This window comes from Nocardioides baculatus (genome assembly GCF_016735675.1).
Taxonomy (GTDB): domain Bacteria; phylum Actinomycetota; class Actinomycetes; order Propionibacteriales; family Nocardioidaceae; genus Nocardioides; species Nocardioides baculatus.
Map to the genome: position 1 here is coordinate 420,223 of NZ_JAERSG010000004.1, position 15,926 is coordinate 436,148.

The 15,926-nt window shown below is 71.1% G+C and carries 15 protein-coding genes; all 15 read right to left on the reverse strand.

What is annotated here, in order from left to right:
- Positions 1-46 precede the first annotated feature (46 nt).
- Positions 47-1,180: an XdhC family protein gene (locus JI751_RS15145; protein WP_201938508.1), complete on the reverse strand. Its 1,134-nt coding sequence runs from the start codon at positions 1,178-1,180 to the stop codon at positions 47-49.
- Positions 1,173-2,312, reverse strand: a complete 1,140-nt coding sequence (locus JI751_RS15150; RefSeq protein ID WP_201938510.1) for a vWA domain-containing protein — start codon at positions 2,310-2,312, stop codon at positions 1,173-1,175. Before JI751_RS15150 ends, JI751_RS15145 begins: the two co-directional genes overlap by 8 nt.
- Positions 2,309-3,202: an AAA family ATPase gene (locus JI751_RS15155; protein ID WP_201938512.1), complete on the reverse strand. Its 894-nt coding sequence runs from the start codon at positions 3,200-3,202 to the stop codon at positions 2,309-2,311. The genes JI751_RS15150 and JI751_RS15155 overlap by 4 nt, the downstream gene beginning before the upstream one ends.
- Positions 3,203-3,244: 42 nt before the next feature.
- Entirely contained in the window at positions 3,245-3,799 is a 555-nt protein-coding gene (locus JI751_RS15160) for a nucleotidyltransferase family protein (RefSeq protein WP_201938521.1), read from the reverse strand.
- Positions 3,800-4,270, reverse strand: coding sequence for a hemerythrin domain-containing protein (locus tag JI751_RS15165; protein WP_307814273.1), 471 nt, complete (start codon positions 4,268-4,270; stop codon positions 3,800-3,802). It lies immediately after the preceding gene.
- 4 nt (positions 4,271-4,274) lie between these two features.
- The gene (locus JI751_RS15170) at positions 4,275-4,607 is read right to left on the reverse strand and encodes a cupin domain-containing protein (RefSeq protein WP_201938526.1); all 333 of its coding nucleotides are present in this window, start codon (positions 4,605-4,607) and stop codon (positions 4,275-4,277) included.
- A 48-nt stretch (positions 4,608-4,655) separates the two neighbouring features.
- Positions 4,656-5,387: a respiratory nitrate reductase subunit gamma gene (gene narI, locus JI751_RS15175; protein ID WP_201938529.1), complete on the reverse strand. Its 732-nt coding sequence runs from the start codon at positions 5,385-5,387 to the stop codon at positions 4,656-4,658.
- The gene (gene narJ / locus JI751_RS15180; protein WP_201938538.1) at positions 5,384-6,085 is read right to left on the reverse strand and encodes a nitrate reductase molybdenum cofactor assembly chaperone; all 702 of its coding nucleotides are present in this window, start codon (positions 6,083-6,085) and stop codon (positions 5,384-5,386) included. Before narJ ends, narI begins: the two co-directional genes overlap by 4 nt.
- A complete protein-coding gene (gene narH, locus JI751_RS15185) occupies positions 6,085-7,749 on the reverse strand; it encodes a nitrate reductase subunit beta (protein WP_201938547.1) in 1,665 nt (554 codons plus the stop codon). Before narH ends, narJ begins: the two co-directional genes overlap by 1 nt.
- A 1-nt stretch (position 7,750) precedes the next feature.
- Positions 7,751-11,452 carry a nitrate reductase subunit alpha gene (locus JI751_RS15190; protein WP_201938553.1) on the reverse strand — a complete coding sequence of 1,234 codons (3,702 nt, stop codon included), beginning with the start codon at positions 11,450-11,452 and terminating at the stop codon, positions 7,751-7,753.
- A gap of 58 nt (positions 11,453-11,510) precedes the next feature.
- Entirely contained in the window at positions 11,511-12,794 is a 1,284-nt protein-coding gene (locus tag JI751_RS15195) for an MFS transporter (protein ID WP_201938554.1), read from the reverse strand.
- 119 nt (positions 12,795-12,913) lie between these two features.
- Positions 12,914-13,417, reverse strand: coding sequence for a hypothetical protein (locus tag JI751_RS15200; RefSeq protein ID WP_201938555.1), 504 nt, complete (start codon positions 13,415-13,417; stop codon positions 12,914-12,916).
- Between the two features lie 65 nt (positions 13,418-13,482).
- The gene (locus JI751_RS15205) at positions 13,483-14,205 is read right to left on the reverse strand and encodes a hypothetical protein (protein WP_201938556.1); all 723 of its coding nucleotides are present in this window, start codon (positions 14,203-14,205) and stop codon (positions 13,483-13,485) included.
- 34 nt (positions 14,206-14,239) lie between these two features.
- Positions 14,240-15,049, reverse strand: coding sequence for an ABC transporter permease (locus JI751_RS15210; RefSeq protein WP_201938557.1), 810 nt, complete (start codon positions 15,047-15,049; stop codon positions 14,240-14,242).
- Positions 15,046-15,924: an ABC transporter permease gene (locus tag JI751_RS15215; RefSeq protein ID WP_307814275.1), complete on the reverse strand. Its 879-nt coding sequence runs from the start codon at positions 15,922-15,924 to the stop codon at positions 15,046-15,048. The genes JI751_RS15210 and JI751_RS15215 overlap by 4 nt, the downstream gene beginning before the upstream one ends.
- Between the last annotated feature and the right edge of the window lie 2 nt (positions 15,925-15,926).

Below are 15,926 nucleotides of genomic sequence, written 5' to 3' on the forward strand. Positions count from 1 at the left end.
TCATCCGCGCTCGGCCAAATCCGGCGACACCCGTGTGGCCGCCGCCTCAGTCGTCGTGGTGGATCCGGCCCTCGGTCGACGCGAGCCGCTCCCCGGACCCGCCCCACTGCCGCGCGACGATCTCGGCGGCGATGGACACCGCGGTCTCCTCGGGCGTACGGGCGCCGAGGTCGAGGCCGATCGGGGACGACAGCAGTGCCAGCTCGGGCGCGGACAACCCGGCCTCGGCCAGCCGCTCCATCCGCTCGTCGTGCGTACGCCGCGAGCCCATCGCGCCGATGTAGCCGGGGCGTACGTCGTCGTCGAGCCGGAGCGCCACCTCGAGCAGCGGCACGTCGAACTTCGGGTCGTGGGTGAGCACCGCGAGGACCGTACGACGGTCGATGCGGCCGGCGTCGAGCTCGGCCTGGAGGTAGCGGTGCGGCCAGTCGACGACGACCTCGTCGGCGCCGGGGAAGCGCGAGCTGGTCGCGAAGACGGGCCGGGCGTCGCACACCGTCACGTGGTAGCCGAGGAACGACCCGACCTTGGCGACGGCCGCAGCGAAGTCGATCGCGCCGAAGACCAGCATCCGCGGCTTGGGCGCGAACCCCCAGACGAAGACCCGCATCCCCTCGCCCCGGCGCTCGCCGTCGGGCCCGTAGGACAGGGTCGCGTTGGTCCCGGCGGCGAGGAGGCCGAGCGCGTCGTCGTGGACGGCCGCGTCCGCCCGCGGGGACCCGATGCCTCCCTCCGCGGCGCGGTCGGGACGGACGATCATCCGCCTGCCGAGCCATGCCGGGTCGGGGTGCTCGATGACGGTGGCCAGGGCGACCGGGCGGCCCGCCTCGATGTCGGCGGCCACCTCGCCGAGCTGCGGGAAGGTGGTGCGGGAGACCTGCTCGACGAAGACGTCGAGGATCCCGCCGCAGGTCAGCCCGACGGCGAAGGCGTCGTCGTCGGAGACGCCGTACCTCTCCAGCACGGGCTCGCCCGAGGCGACGACGGACTGGGCGAGCTCGTAGACGGCCCCCTCGACGCAGCCGCCCGACACGGACCCGACGGCGCTCTCGTCGGGACCGACGAGCATCGAGGCGCCCGGCGGTCGCGGCGCGGACCGGAAGGTCGCGACGACGGTGCCGACGCCGATGGTCTCGCCGGCCTCCCACCACTGCATGAGCTCGGGCAGCACGTCACGCACGCGAGATCACCTCCGTCAGCTCGGCGAACGTCGCCAGCGAGTGCCCGGCGAGGAAGTCGTCGCAGTGCGGCAGCGCCGCCACCACCCCGCCCTGGAGCGGCTCGTAGCCGGCCTTGCCGCGGTGCGGGTTGACCCAGACGACGCGGTGGGCGACCCGCCGCAGCCGCGCCATCTGCTCACCGAGGAGCTCGGCGTCGCCGCGTTCCCACCCGTCGCTGAACACCACGACCACGGCGCCGCGGGCCATCCCGCGCTGCCCCCAGCGGTCGAGGAAGAACCGGAGCGTCTCGCCGAGCCGGGTGCCGCCCGACCAGTCGGGCACGACCTCGCCGGCCGCGACGATCGCCCGGTCGGCGTCGGGCGAGCGGAGAGCGCGGGTGACGTGAGTCAGGCGGGTGCCGACCGTGAAGGTCTCGACAATGCCGTTGGCGGTGCGCGCACACTGGGTCAGGCGGTGGGCGAGGCGCAGCAGCGCGTCGGCGTACGCACTCATCGAGCCGCTGACGTCGACCAGCAGCACCACCCGGCGTGGCCGCACGCCGCGACGACGCCAGGCGATCTCGGCGGGCTCGCCCATCTGGCGCAGCGAGCGCCGCAGCGTGCGGGACGCGTCGACCTCGCCGCGGTGCCACCTCTGGTGCCGGGCCGTACGCCGGGTGGGCGGGCGCAGCGACAGCCGGACGAACATCCGGTCCAGCCGCCGCTTCTCGGCGGCGTCGAGCGAGCCGACGTCGCGGTGCTGGAGCACCTCCGCCTCGGAGGCGGCAGCGCGCACCACGTCCTCCTCGGCCTCGGTGTCGCCGCCACCGGCACCCTCCGCATCGGGCAGGAGGTGAGCGGTCGCCGGGCGCGAGGCGTCGCGTGGGCGGGCCTGCGGCAGGCCGTCGCGCGCGTTGAACCAGGCCGCGAACACCTGGTCGTGGCGGAACAGGTCGTCGGGCGAGGCGCACAGGGTGGCCCGCCCGGCCCACCACACGGCCTGCCCGTCGTCGGCGCCGACCTCCGCGGCGGCGGCGAGGAAGGTCTGCGCCCGGTCCTGGGTCACGGGTACGCCGGCCGCGCGGAGGGCACGGGTGAAGCCGAGGAAGACCTCGTCGACGTCGTGCTGCGCCGTGCTCACGGGCTGGTTCATGCCTGCGCCATCATCCGGTCGAGGGCGGCCTTCACCCGGTCGGCGTCCTCGCGGTACTTCAGCAGCGCACCGAGCGTGGCGGCGGCCGAGGCGAGGTCGAGCTCGGCGCTACCGAGGTAGGTCAGTGCCCGGGCCCAGTCGAGCGTCTCCGCGACGCCCGGCGGCTTGAGCAGGTCGTCGCGGGCACGCAGCTGCTGGACCAGCCCGACCACCTGCCGGGCGAGGGTCTCGCTGACCTCCGGGGCGCGGGACCGGACGATCTGGATCTCGCGCTCGAGGCCCGGGTGGTCGATCCAGTGGTAGAGGCAGCGGCGCTTGAGCGCGTCGTGGAGCTCGCGGGTGCGGTTGGAGGTCAGCACCACCAGCGGCGGCTCCGGCGCGGTGACCGTGCCGAACTCCGGGATGGTGACCTGCCAGGTCGAGAGCACCTCCAGCAGGAACGCCTCGAACTCGTCGTCCGCGCGGTCCACCTCGTCGACCAGCAGCACCGCGGGCGCCTGCCGCAGGGCCGACAGCACCGGGCGCGCCAGCAGGAAGCGCTCGTCGTAGAGGCTCTTCTCGGCCTCGTCGGAGTCGACCTGACCGGACGCCTCGAGCGCGCGGAGGTGGAGGATCTGGCGCGGGAAGTCCCAGTCGTAGAGCGCCTGGCTGGCGTCGATCCCCTCGTAGCACTGGAGCCGCACGAGCGGCAGCCCGAGGCTCTGCGCCAAGGCCTCCGCCAGCGCCGTCTTGCCCGTGCCCGGCTCGCCCTCGAGCAGCAGGGGTCGCTGCATCCGGGCGGCCAGGAAGACGACCGTGGCGAGCTCGTCGTCGGCGAGGTAGCCGGTCGTGCCCAGACGGGCGGCGACGTCCGCTGCGGAGTCCAGTCCAGTGAGCGCGGAGGCAGGCATGGCGTCAGGCTACGACCGGCACGTTGGTCGGACGTTGGAGTGTCACCGGCTGTCGACGTCGACGCCGGTCGCGAGGTCGCCGCACTCGACCAGGCGGGGGTGGTGGGCGGCGAGGTAGTCGCGGGCCCCGCGGTCGCCGGTCGCGCCCTCGACCACTCCGGCCCAGTGGTCGCGCCCGATCAGGACGGGGTGGCCGGGCACGCCGTCGTACGCCGCCCGGGCGAGGTCGTCGCGCCCGCCGGCCGAGCCCACGAGGCGGGCCACCACCGCGGCGTCGACGTCGGGGAGGTCGACCAGCGACACGAGGGCGGCGTCGTGGTCGGTCGGGGCGAGCGCCGTGAGGCCGGCGCGCAGGGACGCGCCCATCCCCTCGGCCCAGTCGTCGGCGCGGACCCGCGACACCGACATCGGCAGCAGCGCCGCCGCCCGCTCGGCCTCGGCGCCGAGCACCACGACGAGCTCGGCGCAGGGTCGCAGCGCCTGCACCGACCGGAGCAGCCACGACGTGCCGTCGGCGTCGCGGGCCAGGGCCTTGGGACCGCCGAAGCGCTCCCCCGCGCCCGCGGCGAGGAGCAGGCCCACCACGTCGGTCGTCACTCAGTCCTCGATCAGCTGTCGGCCGGGGTGGGCACGTTCCCACGCGTCGATCGCAGCGTCCCACTCCGGCCCGCTGAACTCCACCAGCGTCACCGGGAAGATGCCGTCCTCCTCCTTGGAGATGTGGACGTGCAGCTCCTCCACCTGGTCGCGGAGCACGATGCGGTGCCGGTGGTCCGCCATGTCCAGCGTGCGCAGGACCTCGTCCAGCTCGCGGTGCTCGGCGATGAGCGGGTCGATGTGGACGCGATAGAGCTCCTCGCCCCGCATGAGCGCGAACACGCCCTCCTCCTCGCCCTGCCAGTGCGACCGGAGCTCCGCACGCATTCGTCCGACGGTGGACTGCGCCGCGTCGAGCTCACCGCGACCGCCCTGCTCCAGCGCCCGGTGACCGAGGTCCAGCACGCGCTCGTGCTCGGCGATGTAGTCCCGGATGAGCGGTATCTGCCGGCACCCGCAGTAGTGGCACACCCGGTCAGGCCCGGGTGGCGACCGTCAGCAGCACCACCGCGTCGGTGTCGGCGTGGAGGTCGTGCCGGTGCGGTGGGATCACCAGGTAGTCGCCGGCGCTGCCCTCCCAGACCTCCTCCCCGGCCGCCAGCCGGACCGTGCCGACGAGGACCTGCAGGCTCGCGTCCCCGGGCGACTCGTGCTCGCCGAGGGACCGCCCGCGGGCCAGCGCGACCACTGTCTGTCGGAGGTCGTGCTCCCGACCGCCGAACACGGTGACGGACGCACGGCCGCTGCTCGCCTCCCGGGCCGCGGCGAGCTGTTCGTGGGCGAGCTCGGTGAGTGAGGTCTTGTCCATGGGTGCTCTCCTCGATAGGTGGTGGGACGATGTGGCCGCTGGAACCGGTCAGCCCACCCGGTCCCACCCGCGCCGCGACGGCGTGCTCCCGGGCCCGGGGCGCGAGTCGCGCGAGCGGTAGACGATGTACGGCCGGGTCAGGTAGCCGACCGGCGCGGAGAACACGTGCACGAGACGGGTGAACGGCCAGAGGGCGAAGAGTCCGAAGGCGACCAGCGCGTGGAGCTGGAAGCCGATGGGTGCCCGGGCCATGAGGTCCGCGTCGGGCTGGAAGGCGAGGAAGGAGCGGTACCAGACCGAGACGCCCTCCCGATAGTTGTACTCACCGCCCAGGCTGAAGACCGACCCCGCGATGGTGTTCCACATCCCCAGCAGGATCGCCGCGCCGAGGAAGGCGTACATGACCTTGTCCATCGGCGTGGTCGCGGAGAACACCGGCCCGACGGTGCGCCGGCGGTAGACGAGGATGCCCATGCCGACGAGGGCCATCACGCCCGCCACCAGGCCGCCACCGACCGCTGCGTAGTGGTAGAGGTGGTCGCCGATCCCGACCGCCTCGGTCCAGGAGCGCGGGACGAGGAGCCCGATGACGTGACCGCCGACCACGCCGAGCATGCCGAAGTGGAACAGGGGCGAGCCCAGGCGCAGGAGCTTGTTCTCGTAGAGCTGCGAGGACCGCGTGGTCCACCCGAACTTGTCGTAGCGGTAGCGCCACAGGTGCCCGACGACGAACACCGCCAGGCACAGGTACGGGACGATGACCCACAGGAACGTGCTCATCTCGGTGCTCCTACGGGGATGGAGGCGGAGGCGATCAGGGCGGGGCCGGTCGCGAGGGCGGGATCGGCACCGTAGCCGGAGAGCCCGACCTCCTCGGCCGGCGGGCCCTGCTCGACGAGACGACGTACGGCGTCCGCCTCCGCCCCCTCGAGCGCGGGGAGCGTGCCGCAGATCGCCAGCAGCGCGGCCGCCCAGGGCGAACCGGTGGTGCCGTCGTCGTTGCGCCACCCGGTCAGCGCCAACCGAAGCATCTCCACGCCGGCGCGGTGCTCGGTGAGCAGCTGCCACGCGGTGTCGGCATCGACGACAGCACCGAGCTGCAGCACGGCGCACAGGTGGTCCGGGAGCTCGCCGTGAGCCTCGTCCCACTCGGCGCCGGCGGCGCGGTACGCCTCCTTGAAGCGCACCAGCGCCGCGCCTCGACGGCGGGTGTCGCCGTAGGCGAAGTACGTCAGGTAGAGCGCGCACTTGCGGGTGTGGTCGAAGGTGGCGACGTAGTCCTGCTGGAGCTCGTCGAGCGGGGTGCGTCGCAGGTGGTCCAGCAGCGCGGGCAGGTGGTCGTCGTGCGGCACCAGGGCCTCGAGGTCGTCCAGGGTGTCGACGAGCTCGGGCGTCGGGTAGTCGAGCACGGCCGAGCACACGGCCCACACGCGGCGGACGTCGTCGTCGGGTCTGCTGGGAGTGCGACGTCGGAACATCACCTCTCCCCTCCCTCGGGTCGCGCCGGGAACAGGCCCTCGGGCGTCCCCTTGCCGTCCCAGTTCAGGAGGTTGACCCGGCTGGCCTTGTCGTCCGGCGCGGCGAGCGAGTCGGAGGTCTGCCGGTCCTGGAGCATCCGGAAGTTCTCCACCGCAACGGGGGTGGGGTAGCCCGCTCCCTCGCCGAGAAGTGCCTGGTCGTAGTGGGAACCGGCTGCGTCGAAGTCCACCGCACAGTCGGTGGCGAGCTCCTCCAACCCGTGCGCCTGCTCGGCGTGTGCCGACGGGATCACGTAGCGGTCGGCGTACTTCGCGATCGCGAGCAGGCGGAACATCTCGTACATCTCCTCCTCCGTCATGCCGACGGCGGCGGGGATGCTGGCATCGGGCTCGCGCCCGAGGTTGATGTCACGCATGTAGGAGCGCATCGCGGCGAGCTTCTTCAACACCCCGTTGACCGGCTCGACATCGCCGGCCGTGAACAGGTTGGCGAGGTACTCGACCGGGATCCGCAGCGTGTCGATCGCGGCGAACAGGTTGCCGCGGTCCTCCGCGTCCTCGCCCGTCTCCTTCACCACGTCGACCACGGGTGAGAGCGGCGGGATGTACCAGACCATCGGCATCGTGCGGTACTCCGGGTGCAGCGGCAGGGCGACCTTGTAGTCGGTGATGAGCCGCAGCACGGGCGACTTCTTCGCCGCTTCGATCCAGTCGGCCTGGATCCCCGCGGCGAGGGCGGCCTGCTCAACCTCGGGGTCGCGTGGGTCGAGGAACACGCTGCGCTGCGCCTCGTAGAGGTCGTGGTCGTCCTCGACCGCCGCAGCCTCGAGGACCGCGTCCGCGTCGTAGAGCATGAGGCCGATGTAGCGCAGCCGGCCCACGCAGGTCTCCGCGCAGACCGTCGGGATGCCGACCTCGATCCGCGGGTAGCAGAACGTGCACTTCTCGGCCTTGCCGGTCTTGTGGTTGAAGTACACCTTCTTGTAGGGGCAACCCGACACGCACATCCGCCACCCCCGGCAGCGGTCCTGGTCGACGAGGACGATGCCGTCCTCGGCGCGCTTGTAGATCGCTCCGGAGGGGCACGACGCCGCGCAGGAGGGGTTGAGGCAGTGCTCGCAGATGCGCGGCAGGTAGAACATGAAGGTCTCCTCGAACTCGAGCTTGACCTTGTCCTCGATGCCCTTGAACATCACGTCGCGCGCGGCGTGCTCCTGCGAGCCACCCAGGTCGTCGTCCCAGTTGGCCGACCACTGCACCTGCATGTCCTTGCCGGTGAGCAGGCTCTTGGGACGTGCCACCGGGAAGTTCTCCGACGCCGGCGAGTTCAGCAGCGTCTCGTAGTCGTAGGTCCAGGGCTCGTAGTAGTCCTCGATCGAGGGCAGCTTGGGGTTGGAGAAGATGCTGAGCAGCTTCTTCAGCCGGCCGCCGGCCTTGAGCGCCAGGCGCCCGTTGGGCTTGCGGACCCAGCCGCCCTGCCACTCGTCCTGGTCCTCGTAGGTCCGGGGGTAGCCGAGGCCGGGGCGCGTCTCGACGTTGTTGAACCAGACGTACTCCATGCCGGTGCGGTTGGTCCACGCCTGCTTGCAGGTCACCGAGCAGGTGTGGCACCCGATGCACTTGTCGAGGTTCATCACCATCGCCATCTGAGCCATGACGCGCATGTCAGTACTCCACCTTCGCCGTGCGCTTGCGGATCATCGTGACCTCGTCGCGGTTGTTCCCCGTGGGGCCGATGTAGTTGAAGAAGTAGGCCAGCTGCGCGTAGCCGCCGACGATGTGGCTCGGCTTCATCAGCGTCCTGGTGAGGCTGTTGTGGATGCCGCCGCGCTTGCCGTCCCGCTCGGTCAGTGGCACGTCGATCAACCGGTCCTGGGCGTGGTGCATGAACACCGTGCCCTCCGGCATCCGGTGGCTGACGATGGCCCGAGCGGCGACCACGCCGTTGCGGTTGACCATCTCGATCCAGTCGTTGTCCTTGATCCCCACCTTGGCCGCGTCACGGTCCGAGATCCACACCGACTGGCCGCCGCGCGACAACGAGAGCATGAACAGGTTGTCCTGGTACTCGGAGTGGATGGACCACTTGTTGTGGGGCGTCAGGTAGCGCACCGACACGCCCAGCTCGTTGACCTCCCCGATCGGCGCCTCACCGAAGAGCGCCGACATGTTCAACGGCGGCCGGTAGACGGGCAGGGCCTCGCCCATGCCGAGGAACCAGTCGTGGTCGACGTAGAACTGCTGACGACCCGTGAGGGTGTGGAACGGCTTCTTGCGCTCGACGTTGATGGTGAACGGCGCGTAGCGGCGCCCACCCGACTCCGAGCCCGACCACTCCGGCGAGGTGATGACCGGGACGGGGGCGACCTGGGTGTCGGCGAAGGTGATCTGCTTGCCCTCGTGCTCGGCCGAGAGGTCGTGGAGCTCGGTGCCGGTGCGCTTCTCCAGGTTCTTGAACCCGAGCGTGGCCAGGTGGCCGTTGGTGGTGCCGGACAGGTGCAGGATCGCCTCCGCGCACTGGATGTCGGTCTCCAGGCGCGGCTGCCCGTCACCGGCCCCGCCGTGCACCACTCCGTTGCGCTGGCGCAGGATGTCGATCTCGCGACCGGCCGTGTAGGGCACGCCCTTGGTCACCATGCCGAGGTCCTCGATGAGCGGACCGATCGACGTCATCTTCTCGTGGACCGCCGTGAAGTCGCGCTCGGCGACCACGAGCACCGGCATCGTCTTCCCGGGCACCGGGTCGACCTCGCCGGTCTTCCAGTCCTTGACCTCCCCGTGGACGGTGGCCATCGCCTCGGGGGTGTCGTGCCACAACGGCTTGGCGACGAGGTCCTTGCGGGTGCCGAGGTGGTTCACCGCGAGCTCGGAGAAGCGCTTCGCGATCGCCTTCCACGCCTCCCAGTCCGTCTTCGTCTGCCACGGCGGTGCGATGGCCGGGTTGAACGAGTGGATGAAGGGATGCATGTCGGTGGTGTTGAGGTCGTGCTTCTCGTACCAGGTCGCGGCCGGCAGGACGACGTCGGAGAGGATCGTCGAGCTGGTCATCCGGAAGTCGATCGTCATCAGCAGGTCGAGCCTGCCCTCGGCCGCCTTGTCGGCCCACACGACGTCGCGCGGTCGTTTGCCCGGCGGCGCCTCCTGGGCGCTCTCCGCGCTGTCGGTCCCGAGGAGGTGCCGCAGGAAGTATTCGTTGCCCTTGGCCGATGAGCCCAGCAGGTTCGAGCGCCACAGGCTCAGGACCCGTGGGTGGTTCTCCTCCGCCTCGGGGTCCTCCACCGCGAACTTCAGCTCGCCCGACTTCAGCTGCTCGACCACGTAGTCGGCCGGAGCCTGACCGGCCTCCTCGGCCTGGTCGACCAACGAGAGGCTGCTCCGGTTGAAGGTCGGGTAGCTCGGGGTCCAGCCGAGACGCACCGACTGGGCCAGCAGGTCCATCACCGTCTTTCCGGCGAACACCCCGGTCCCGGCGTCGAGGTCGTCGGCGTCGAAGGTGTCGTAGCGGTACTGGGAGGTGTTGACGTACCAGTACGCCGTCTGGTTCATGTGCCGCGGCGGGCGCTGCCAGTCCAGGGCGAAGGCCATGTGCTGGAACCCCATCAGCGGACGCACCTTCTCCTGCCCCACGTAGTGGGCCCAGCCACCGCCGTTGCGCCCCTGGCACCCGGTGATGGTGGTGAGGACGAGCATCGCGCGATAGATCTGGTCGGAGTGGAACCAGTGGTTGGTGCCCGCACCCATCAAGATCATGCCGCGACCGTTGGTGTCGATCGCGTTCTCCGCCCACTCCCGGGCGATCCGGGTGACCTGCGCGGCAGGCACGCCGGTGTGCTGCTCCTGCCAGGCGGGGGTCGCCGGCACCGACGGGTCGTCGTAGCCGTGCGGGTCGGACTCGCTGGTGCGCGGCCAGGTGCCGGGCAGGCCGTCGCGGGCGACGCCGTACTGGGCGAGCATCAGGTCGAGGACGGTGGTGACGACGCGGTCGCCCACGCGGGCGATCGGCACTCCGCGTCGCTCGTGGATGACCTTGCCGTCCGCCGCGTCGAACCGGGGCAGCTCGACCTCGACGGACTCGCGGGTCCCGCCCTGGTGGTCGCGGTACATGCTGAGCGCGGGGTCGATGTCGCCGAGCTCGAGGTTCCACCTGCCCAGGCCCTCGTCGCCGAAACGGTCGCCGATGGAGCCCTGCGGGATGCGCACCTCGCCGGTGGTGGCGTCGATGACGGCCGGCTTCCACATGGCGTTCTCGCTGTCCCCACCGAGGTCGCCCTCGACGAGGAACTTGCCGGGCCGATAGGCCCCGGAGCCGTCCGGCTCGAGGCAGATGAGGTGCGGCAGGTCGGTGTACTGCTTGTTGTAGGTCTCGAAGAACGGCGTCGTGGAGTCGACGAAGAACTCCTTGAGGACCACGTGCCCCATCGCCATGGCGAGTGCACCGTCGGTGCCGGGCGCGGGACTCACCCACTCGTCGGCGAACTTCACGTTCTCGGCGTAGTCCGGCGCGACGGCGACCACCTTCTGGCCGCGGTAGCGCGCCTCGGTCATCCAGTGGGCGTCAGGCGTGCGGGTGACCGGGACGTTGGAGCCCCACATGAACAGGTAGCCCGCATCCCACCAGTCGCCCGACTCGGGAACGTCGGTCTGGTCCCCGAACATCTGTGGTGACGCGTTCGGCAGGTCGGCGTACCAGTCGTAGAAGGAGAGCATGGGAGCGCCGATGAGCTCGAGGAAGCGCGCGCCCGAGACGTACGACACCTGGGACATCGCCGGGATCGGCGAGAACCCGGCGATGCGGTCGGGCCCCCACCGCTTGACGGTGTAGACGTGCGCCGCGGCGACGATCTCGACGACCTCCTCCCACGTCGCGCGCACCAGCCCGCCCTTGCCGCGAGCCTTCTTGTAGACCCGCGCCTTCTCCTCGTCCTGGACGATCGAGCCCCACGCCACGACCGGGTCGCCGTACTGCTGCTTGGCGGCGCGGAACATGTCCAGCAGGACGCCGCGGACGTAGGGGTAGCGCACCCGCGTCGGGCTGTAGGTGTACCAGCTGAAGGCGGCACCGCGCGGACACCCGCGCGGCTCGTACTCCGGGCGGTCCGGACCCGCGCTGGGGTAGTCGGTCTGCTGCGCCTCCCAGGTGATGATCCCGTCCTTGACGTAGACCTTCCACGAGCACGAACCGGTGCAGTTGACTCCGTGGGTGGACCGCACGACCTTGTCGTGGCTCCACCGCTCGCGGTAGAAGACGTCGCCTTCGCGCCCGCCCTTCTTGTGCAGGGTCCGCTGGTCGTCGCTGACCTCCGCCTTGGTGAAGAACCGGCGACTGCCGATCAACGTCCTCTGGAGCTGGTTCTCGAGGTCGGTCACGTGGTGCCTCTCTGTGCGGTGTCCGTCGGGCGTCGTGCAGGTCGGGCGTCGTGCAGGGTCAGGCAGGGACCGTCGTCGTCGCCGCCGACGACGCCGCGGCCGCCGTGCGTCGTACGACGAGCAGGGTGAGCGCGAGGGTGAGCGCGGCGGTCACGGCCAGCAGCCAGAGGCCGACCGCGTAGGACTCGGTCTGGCCGTAGAGCCAGCCCATCAGCAGCGGCGGCACGAAACCACCGAGACCACCCGCGGCACCGACGAGTCCGGTCACGCCGCCCACCCGCGCGGGCTCGGTGGTGTGGGCGATGAGGGCGAACACTGCCCCGGAGCCGGCCCCCAGCGCCGCTGCCATCACCAGGAAGGCGACGGTGCCCAGCGTGAGGTTGCTGCCGTCGGCCGACGTGACCGGCGGATTGGGGGCAGCGACGGCCGCGCACACGGCGACGAGGCCGTACGCCACGGTCAGCACCCGGATCGATCCCAGGCGGTCCGAGAGCCAGCCGCCCACGGGGCGCATCACGACCGCGATCAGGACGAACCCGGCCATGCGGTTGGCTGCGTCGGCCGGCTCGAGCCCGTGCGCGGTCTTGAGGTAGGTGGGGAGGAAGACCGAGAACGCGACGTAGCCGCCGAACGCGACGGCGTAGAGCACGCATGCCTGCCAAGTGATCGGCAGCCGGGCGTTGGCGGCGAGCCGGGTGGCCAGGCTGGTGGTCGGGACCGCGCGTCCGGGCGCGTCGCGGAGGACGAGCCACGCCACGAGCGCGTAGGCGGCCAGCACGGCCGCGGTGATGAGGAACGGGACAGTGCGCCCCTGCTCCTGCGACAGGGGCACCGTGGTCAGCGCGCTGATGGCGGTGCCACCCATGCCCGCACCGAAGATGCCGACCGCCAGGCCGCGCTTCTCCGGCGGGAACCACGCGTTGACGAACGGGACGCCGACGGCGAACGCCGTCCCGGCGATGCCGAGGAAGAAGCCTCCGAAGAGCATCAGGGTGTACGAGTCGAGGGCGAAGAACGCCAGGAACAACACCGGCACGATGGTCACCGCGGAGACGATCGGGAACATCACCCGCCCGCCGAACCGATCGGTCAACGCCCCGACGATGATCCTCCCGAGCGAACCGACGAGCACGGGTACGGCGACCATCAGGGCCACCTCCGACTGGCTCAGCAGTCCGAGCGGGCTGTCCGCGCCCTGCTTGAGGTAGAGCGCACCGAGGGGGCTGATCAGGGCCCACGCCCAGAAGTTCACGGCGAACCCCAGTGTCGCCAGGGCCAGCATCACCCAACTGTTCGGGCCGCTCCCTCCCGCGTGGTCCTGCGTGAGGCTGGCGTGTGTCATTCATGCGCTCCTGGGACAAGTGTCTCGTGCCGACGAGCGCGACGCTAGTGCGCAGCCCTCACGCATTCACGGGCCATTGGTCCCGACCCGGCCGGGACCTCTCTCCCGACCCGGGCAGCTCAGCCGCCGAACGCCTCGGCGTACATCGCCTCGAGCTCGGGGGACTCCTCGGCCGTGAAGCCGCAGAGCGTCACCCGGTCGTCCGTGGCGCTGACGAGGTAGGTCTTGCCCTCCTGGAAGTCCACCGCCATCAGCAGGTCCTGGAGGTTCTTGCTGGGCGACTCGACGGTCACCGTCGACGCGTCGCCGCCGGTGTACCACTGGTCGACCTCCAGCGTCGCCGTACCGCCCTCGATCGAGGTGACCGTGCCGGAGAACGCGGTGTCGAAGGTGGAGAGGGTCTCGGCGGACGGCATCGCGCACTTGGCGGCGACCGACCCGTCGGCGGTGAGGGCGACCGGCCCGTCGTCGGTGGTGGCGTCCGAGCTGCTCGACGAGCCCGGGTCGGACGCCGTGGTCGCGGAGTCGGCGTCGGAGCTGGCTCCGCACGCGGTCAGGAAGGCCAGCGCCACGAGGAGAGGGGTGGCGAGCAGCGTGCGGGTGTGCGTGCGGGTGGTCTTCACGGTTCCTCCTGGGACGGACGGCGTCGCCAGTGGGACGACGCCAGGGGCGCTCGGGTTCCGCTCGGTCACCGCGCTGGGTCCTCCTCCTCTTCCTCCTCGACCCGCCGCTTGAGGCGGCCGATGCCGGGGATCTTGCCGAGGATCTCGTTGAGCTCGCGGGAGACGACGAGCAGCTCGTGGACGTCGGGCGCGACCGTGCCGAGCGTGGCCAGGACCGGCATGACGTCCTTCTCCATCGAGTCCGTGAGCTCCGGGAGCTGGTCGACCAGCCGCACGAGCGCCTCGACCTCGGCCGGGCTGGTGGTGTCCGCAAGGGTCTGCAACGTGGGCTGGAGGGTCGTCAGCGGTGGCTCGAGGACGTCCATCAGCGACGCGGCCCGGCCCACCTGCACGGCCGCACCGTCCACCACGGGGCCGACCGCGTCGATCTTCTCCTTCGCGCCGTCGACGACGTCCCCGACCCGGCGGATCTCCCAGGTCGCGCCGTCCACGACGCCGCTCACCCGCTCGATCTGGACGTTCGCGGCGTCCACGACCGCCCCCACCCGGTCCACCTGCGTCGTCGCTTCGTCGACGACCGCCGCGACGCGTGCCACCTCGTGCTCCGCGGCGTCGGCGATCCCCTCCACCCGGTCGATGACCGCCGAGGCCCGGACGAGCAGCTGCTCGGCCTGGCCGAGCAGGGCGAGCGCACGAGGCACGGCACCGACGAGCGCCTCGACCTGGTCACCGCCCCGCTCGAGGGCGGACAGGACGTCGCGGGGGCCGGGCACGGCGGGCAGGCGCATGCCCCATTCCTACCAGCGGGGCCTCGCCCCGGACCTACCGTGCGGCGGCGACCGACTCGTCCGTCCCGGCCAGCTTCTGCGAGACCCAGATCGGGATGACCGACAGCACGATGAGCGCGGCGGCGACGACGTTGACCACCGGGGCCTGGTTGGGGCGGAACAGGTTCTGGTAGATCCAGATCGGCAGGGTCTGGATGCCCTGACCCGCGGTGAAGGTCGTCACGATGATCTCGTCGAACGACAGGGCGAACGACAGCAGCGCGCCGGCCAGCAGGGCCGAGCGCATCATCGGGAGGGTGATCGACCAGAAGGTGCGGAAGGTGCCGGCGCCGAGGTCCATCGACGCCTCCTCCAGGTTGCCCCCGAGCCGTCGGAGCCGGGCGATGGCGTTGTTGAACACCGTCACGATGCAGAACGTCGCGTGCGAGACGACGAGCGTCAGCATGCCGAGCTGGATCCCGAACATCGTCAGGAACGCGTTGGCCAGTGCGATGCCGGTCACCACGCCCGGCAGCGCGATCGGCAGGATGATCAGCAGGGAGACGGTGTCGCGACCGAAGAAGCGGAACCGCTGGAGCGCCAGCGCGGCCATCGTGCCGAGCACGAGCGCGATCACCGTGGCCATCACCGCCACCTCGAGCGACACGACGATCGCGTTGCGCGCACCGTCGCTCTCCACGGCGGCCGACCACCACCGCGTGGTGAAGCCCGGCGGCGGCCACTCGAAGGTGCGCGAGGTGTTGAAGGAGTTCAGCACCACGAGCGCGAGCGGTGCGTAGACGAACAGCAGCACCAGCCCGGTGAACGCCCGGAGCAGGACCCGTGTCGCGGGTGAGAACGTCATAGCGAGTCCAGCGCTCCCGTCCGGCGCACGGCCGCGAGGTAGACGAGCATCGCGGCGACCGGGATCGTCGCCACGGCCGCGGCGAAGGGCAGGTTGTTGCCGGTGAGGAACGAGTCGTAGACGACGTTGCCGAGCATCTGGTTGGCGCCGCCGACGATCTTCACCGCGATGTAGTCGCCGAGGGTCAGGGAGAAGGTGAAGATCGATCCCGCGACCGCCGCGGGGAAGAGCACCGGCAGCACGACCCGCCTCATCGTGGTGGCCGTGCCGGCGCCGAGGTCGGCCGACGCCTCGATCAGCGAGCCCGGCAGCCGCTCCAGGCCGGCGTACATCGGCAGGATCATGTAGGGCAGCCAGAGGTAGGACAGCGTCAGCACGGTGGCCGCCAGGCCGTAGCCCGGCGAGATGCCGACCGAGTCGAGCGGGCCGCCGCTCGCGAACATCCCCCGCCACGCGTACGCCTTGACGAGGTACGACGCCCACAGCGGCGTCAGCACGGCGATGACCAGGATCCGCTGGAGGCGCGGGGAGGCGACCTTCGCCATGTAGAGGGCGACCGGGAACGCCAGCACGGCGTCGATGACGGTGACCGAGGCGGCGATCAGGAGCGTGCGGACCGTGATGGTCCGGTAGACGTCGAGGGTGAAGAGGTCGCGGTAGTTGTCGAGGTTCCAGATCCGCTCGATGTTGCCGCCGAAGGCGTCGACCGACCACAGCGAGGTGATGAACAGCGCCGCGAGCGAGCCGAGGTAGAGCACCCCGAGCCACAGCATCGGGGGGCCCAGCAGCAACCCGAGCCGGAGCCGGGGATGGCGGTGCAGCACTCCTGACCGGAGTGCCGCACCGCCCCCGGGCGGCGGGTGCTGCTGGGCCACGC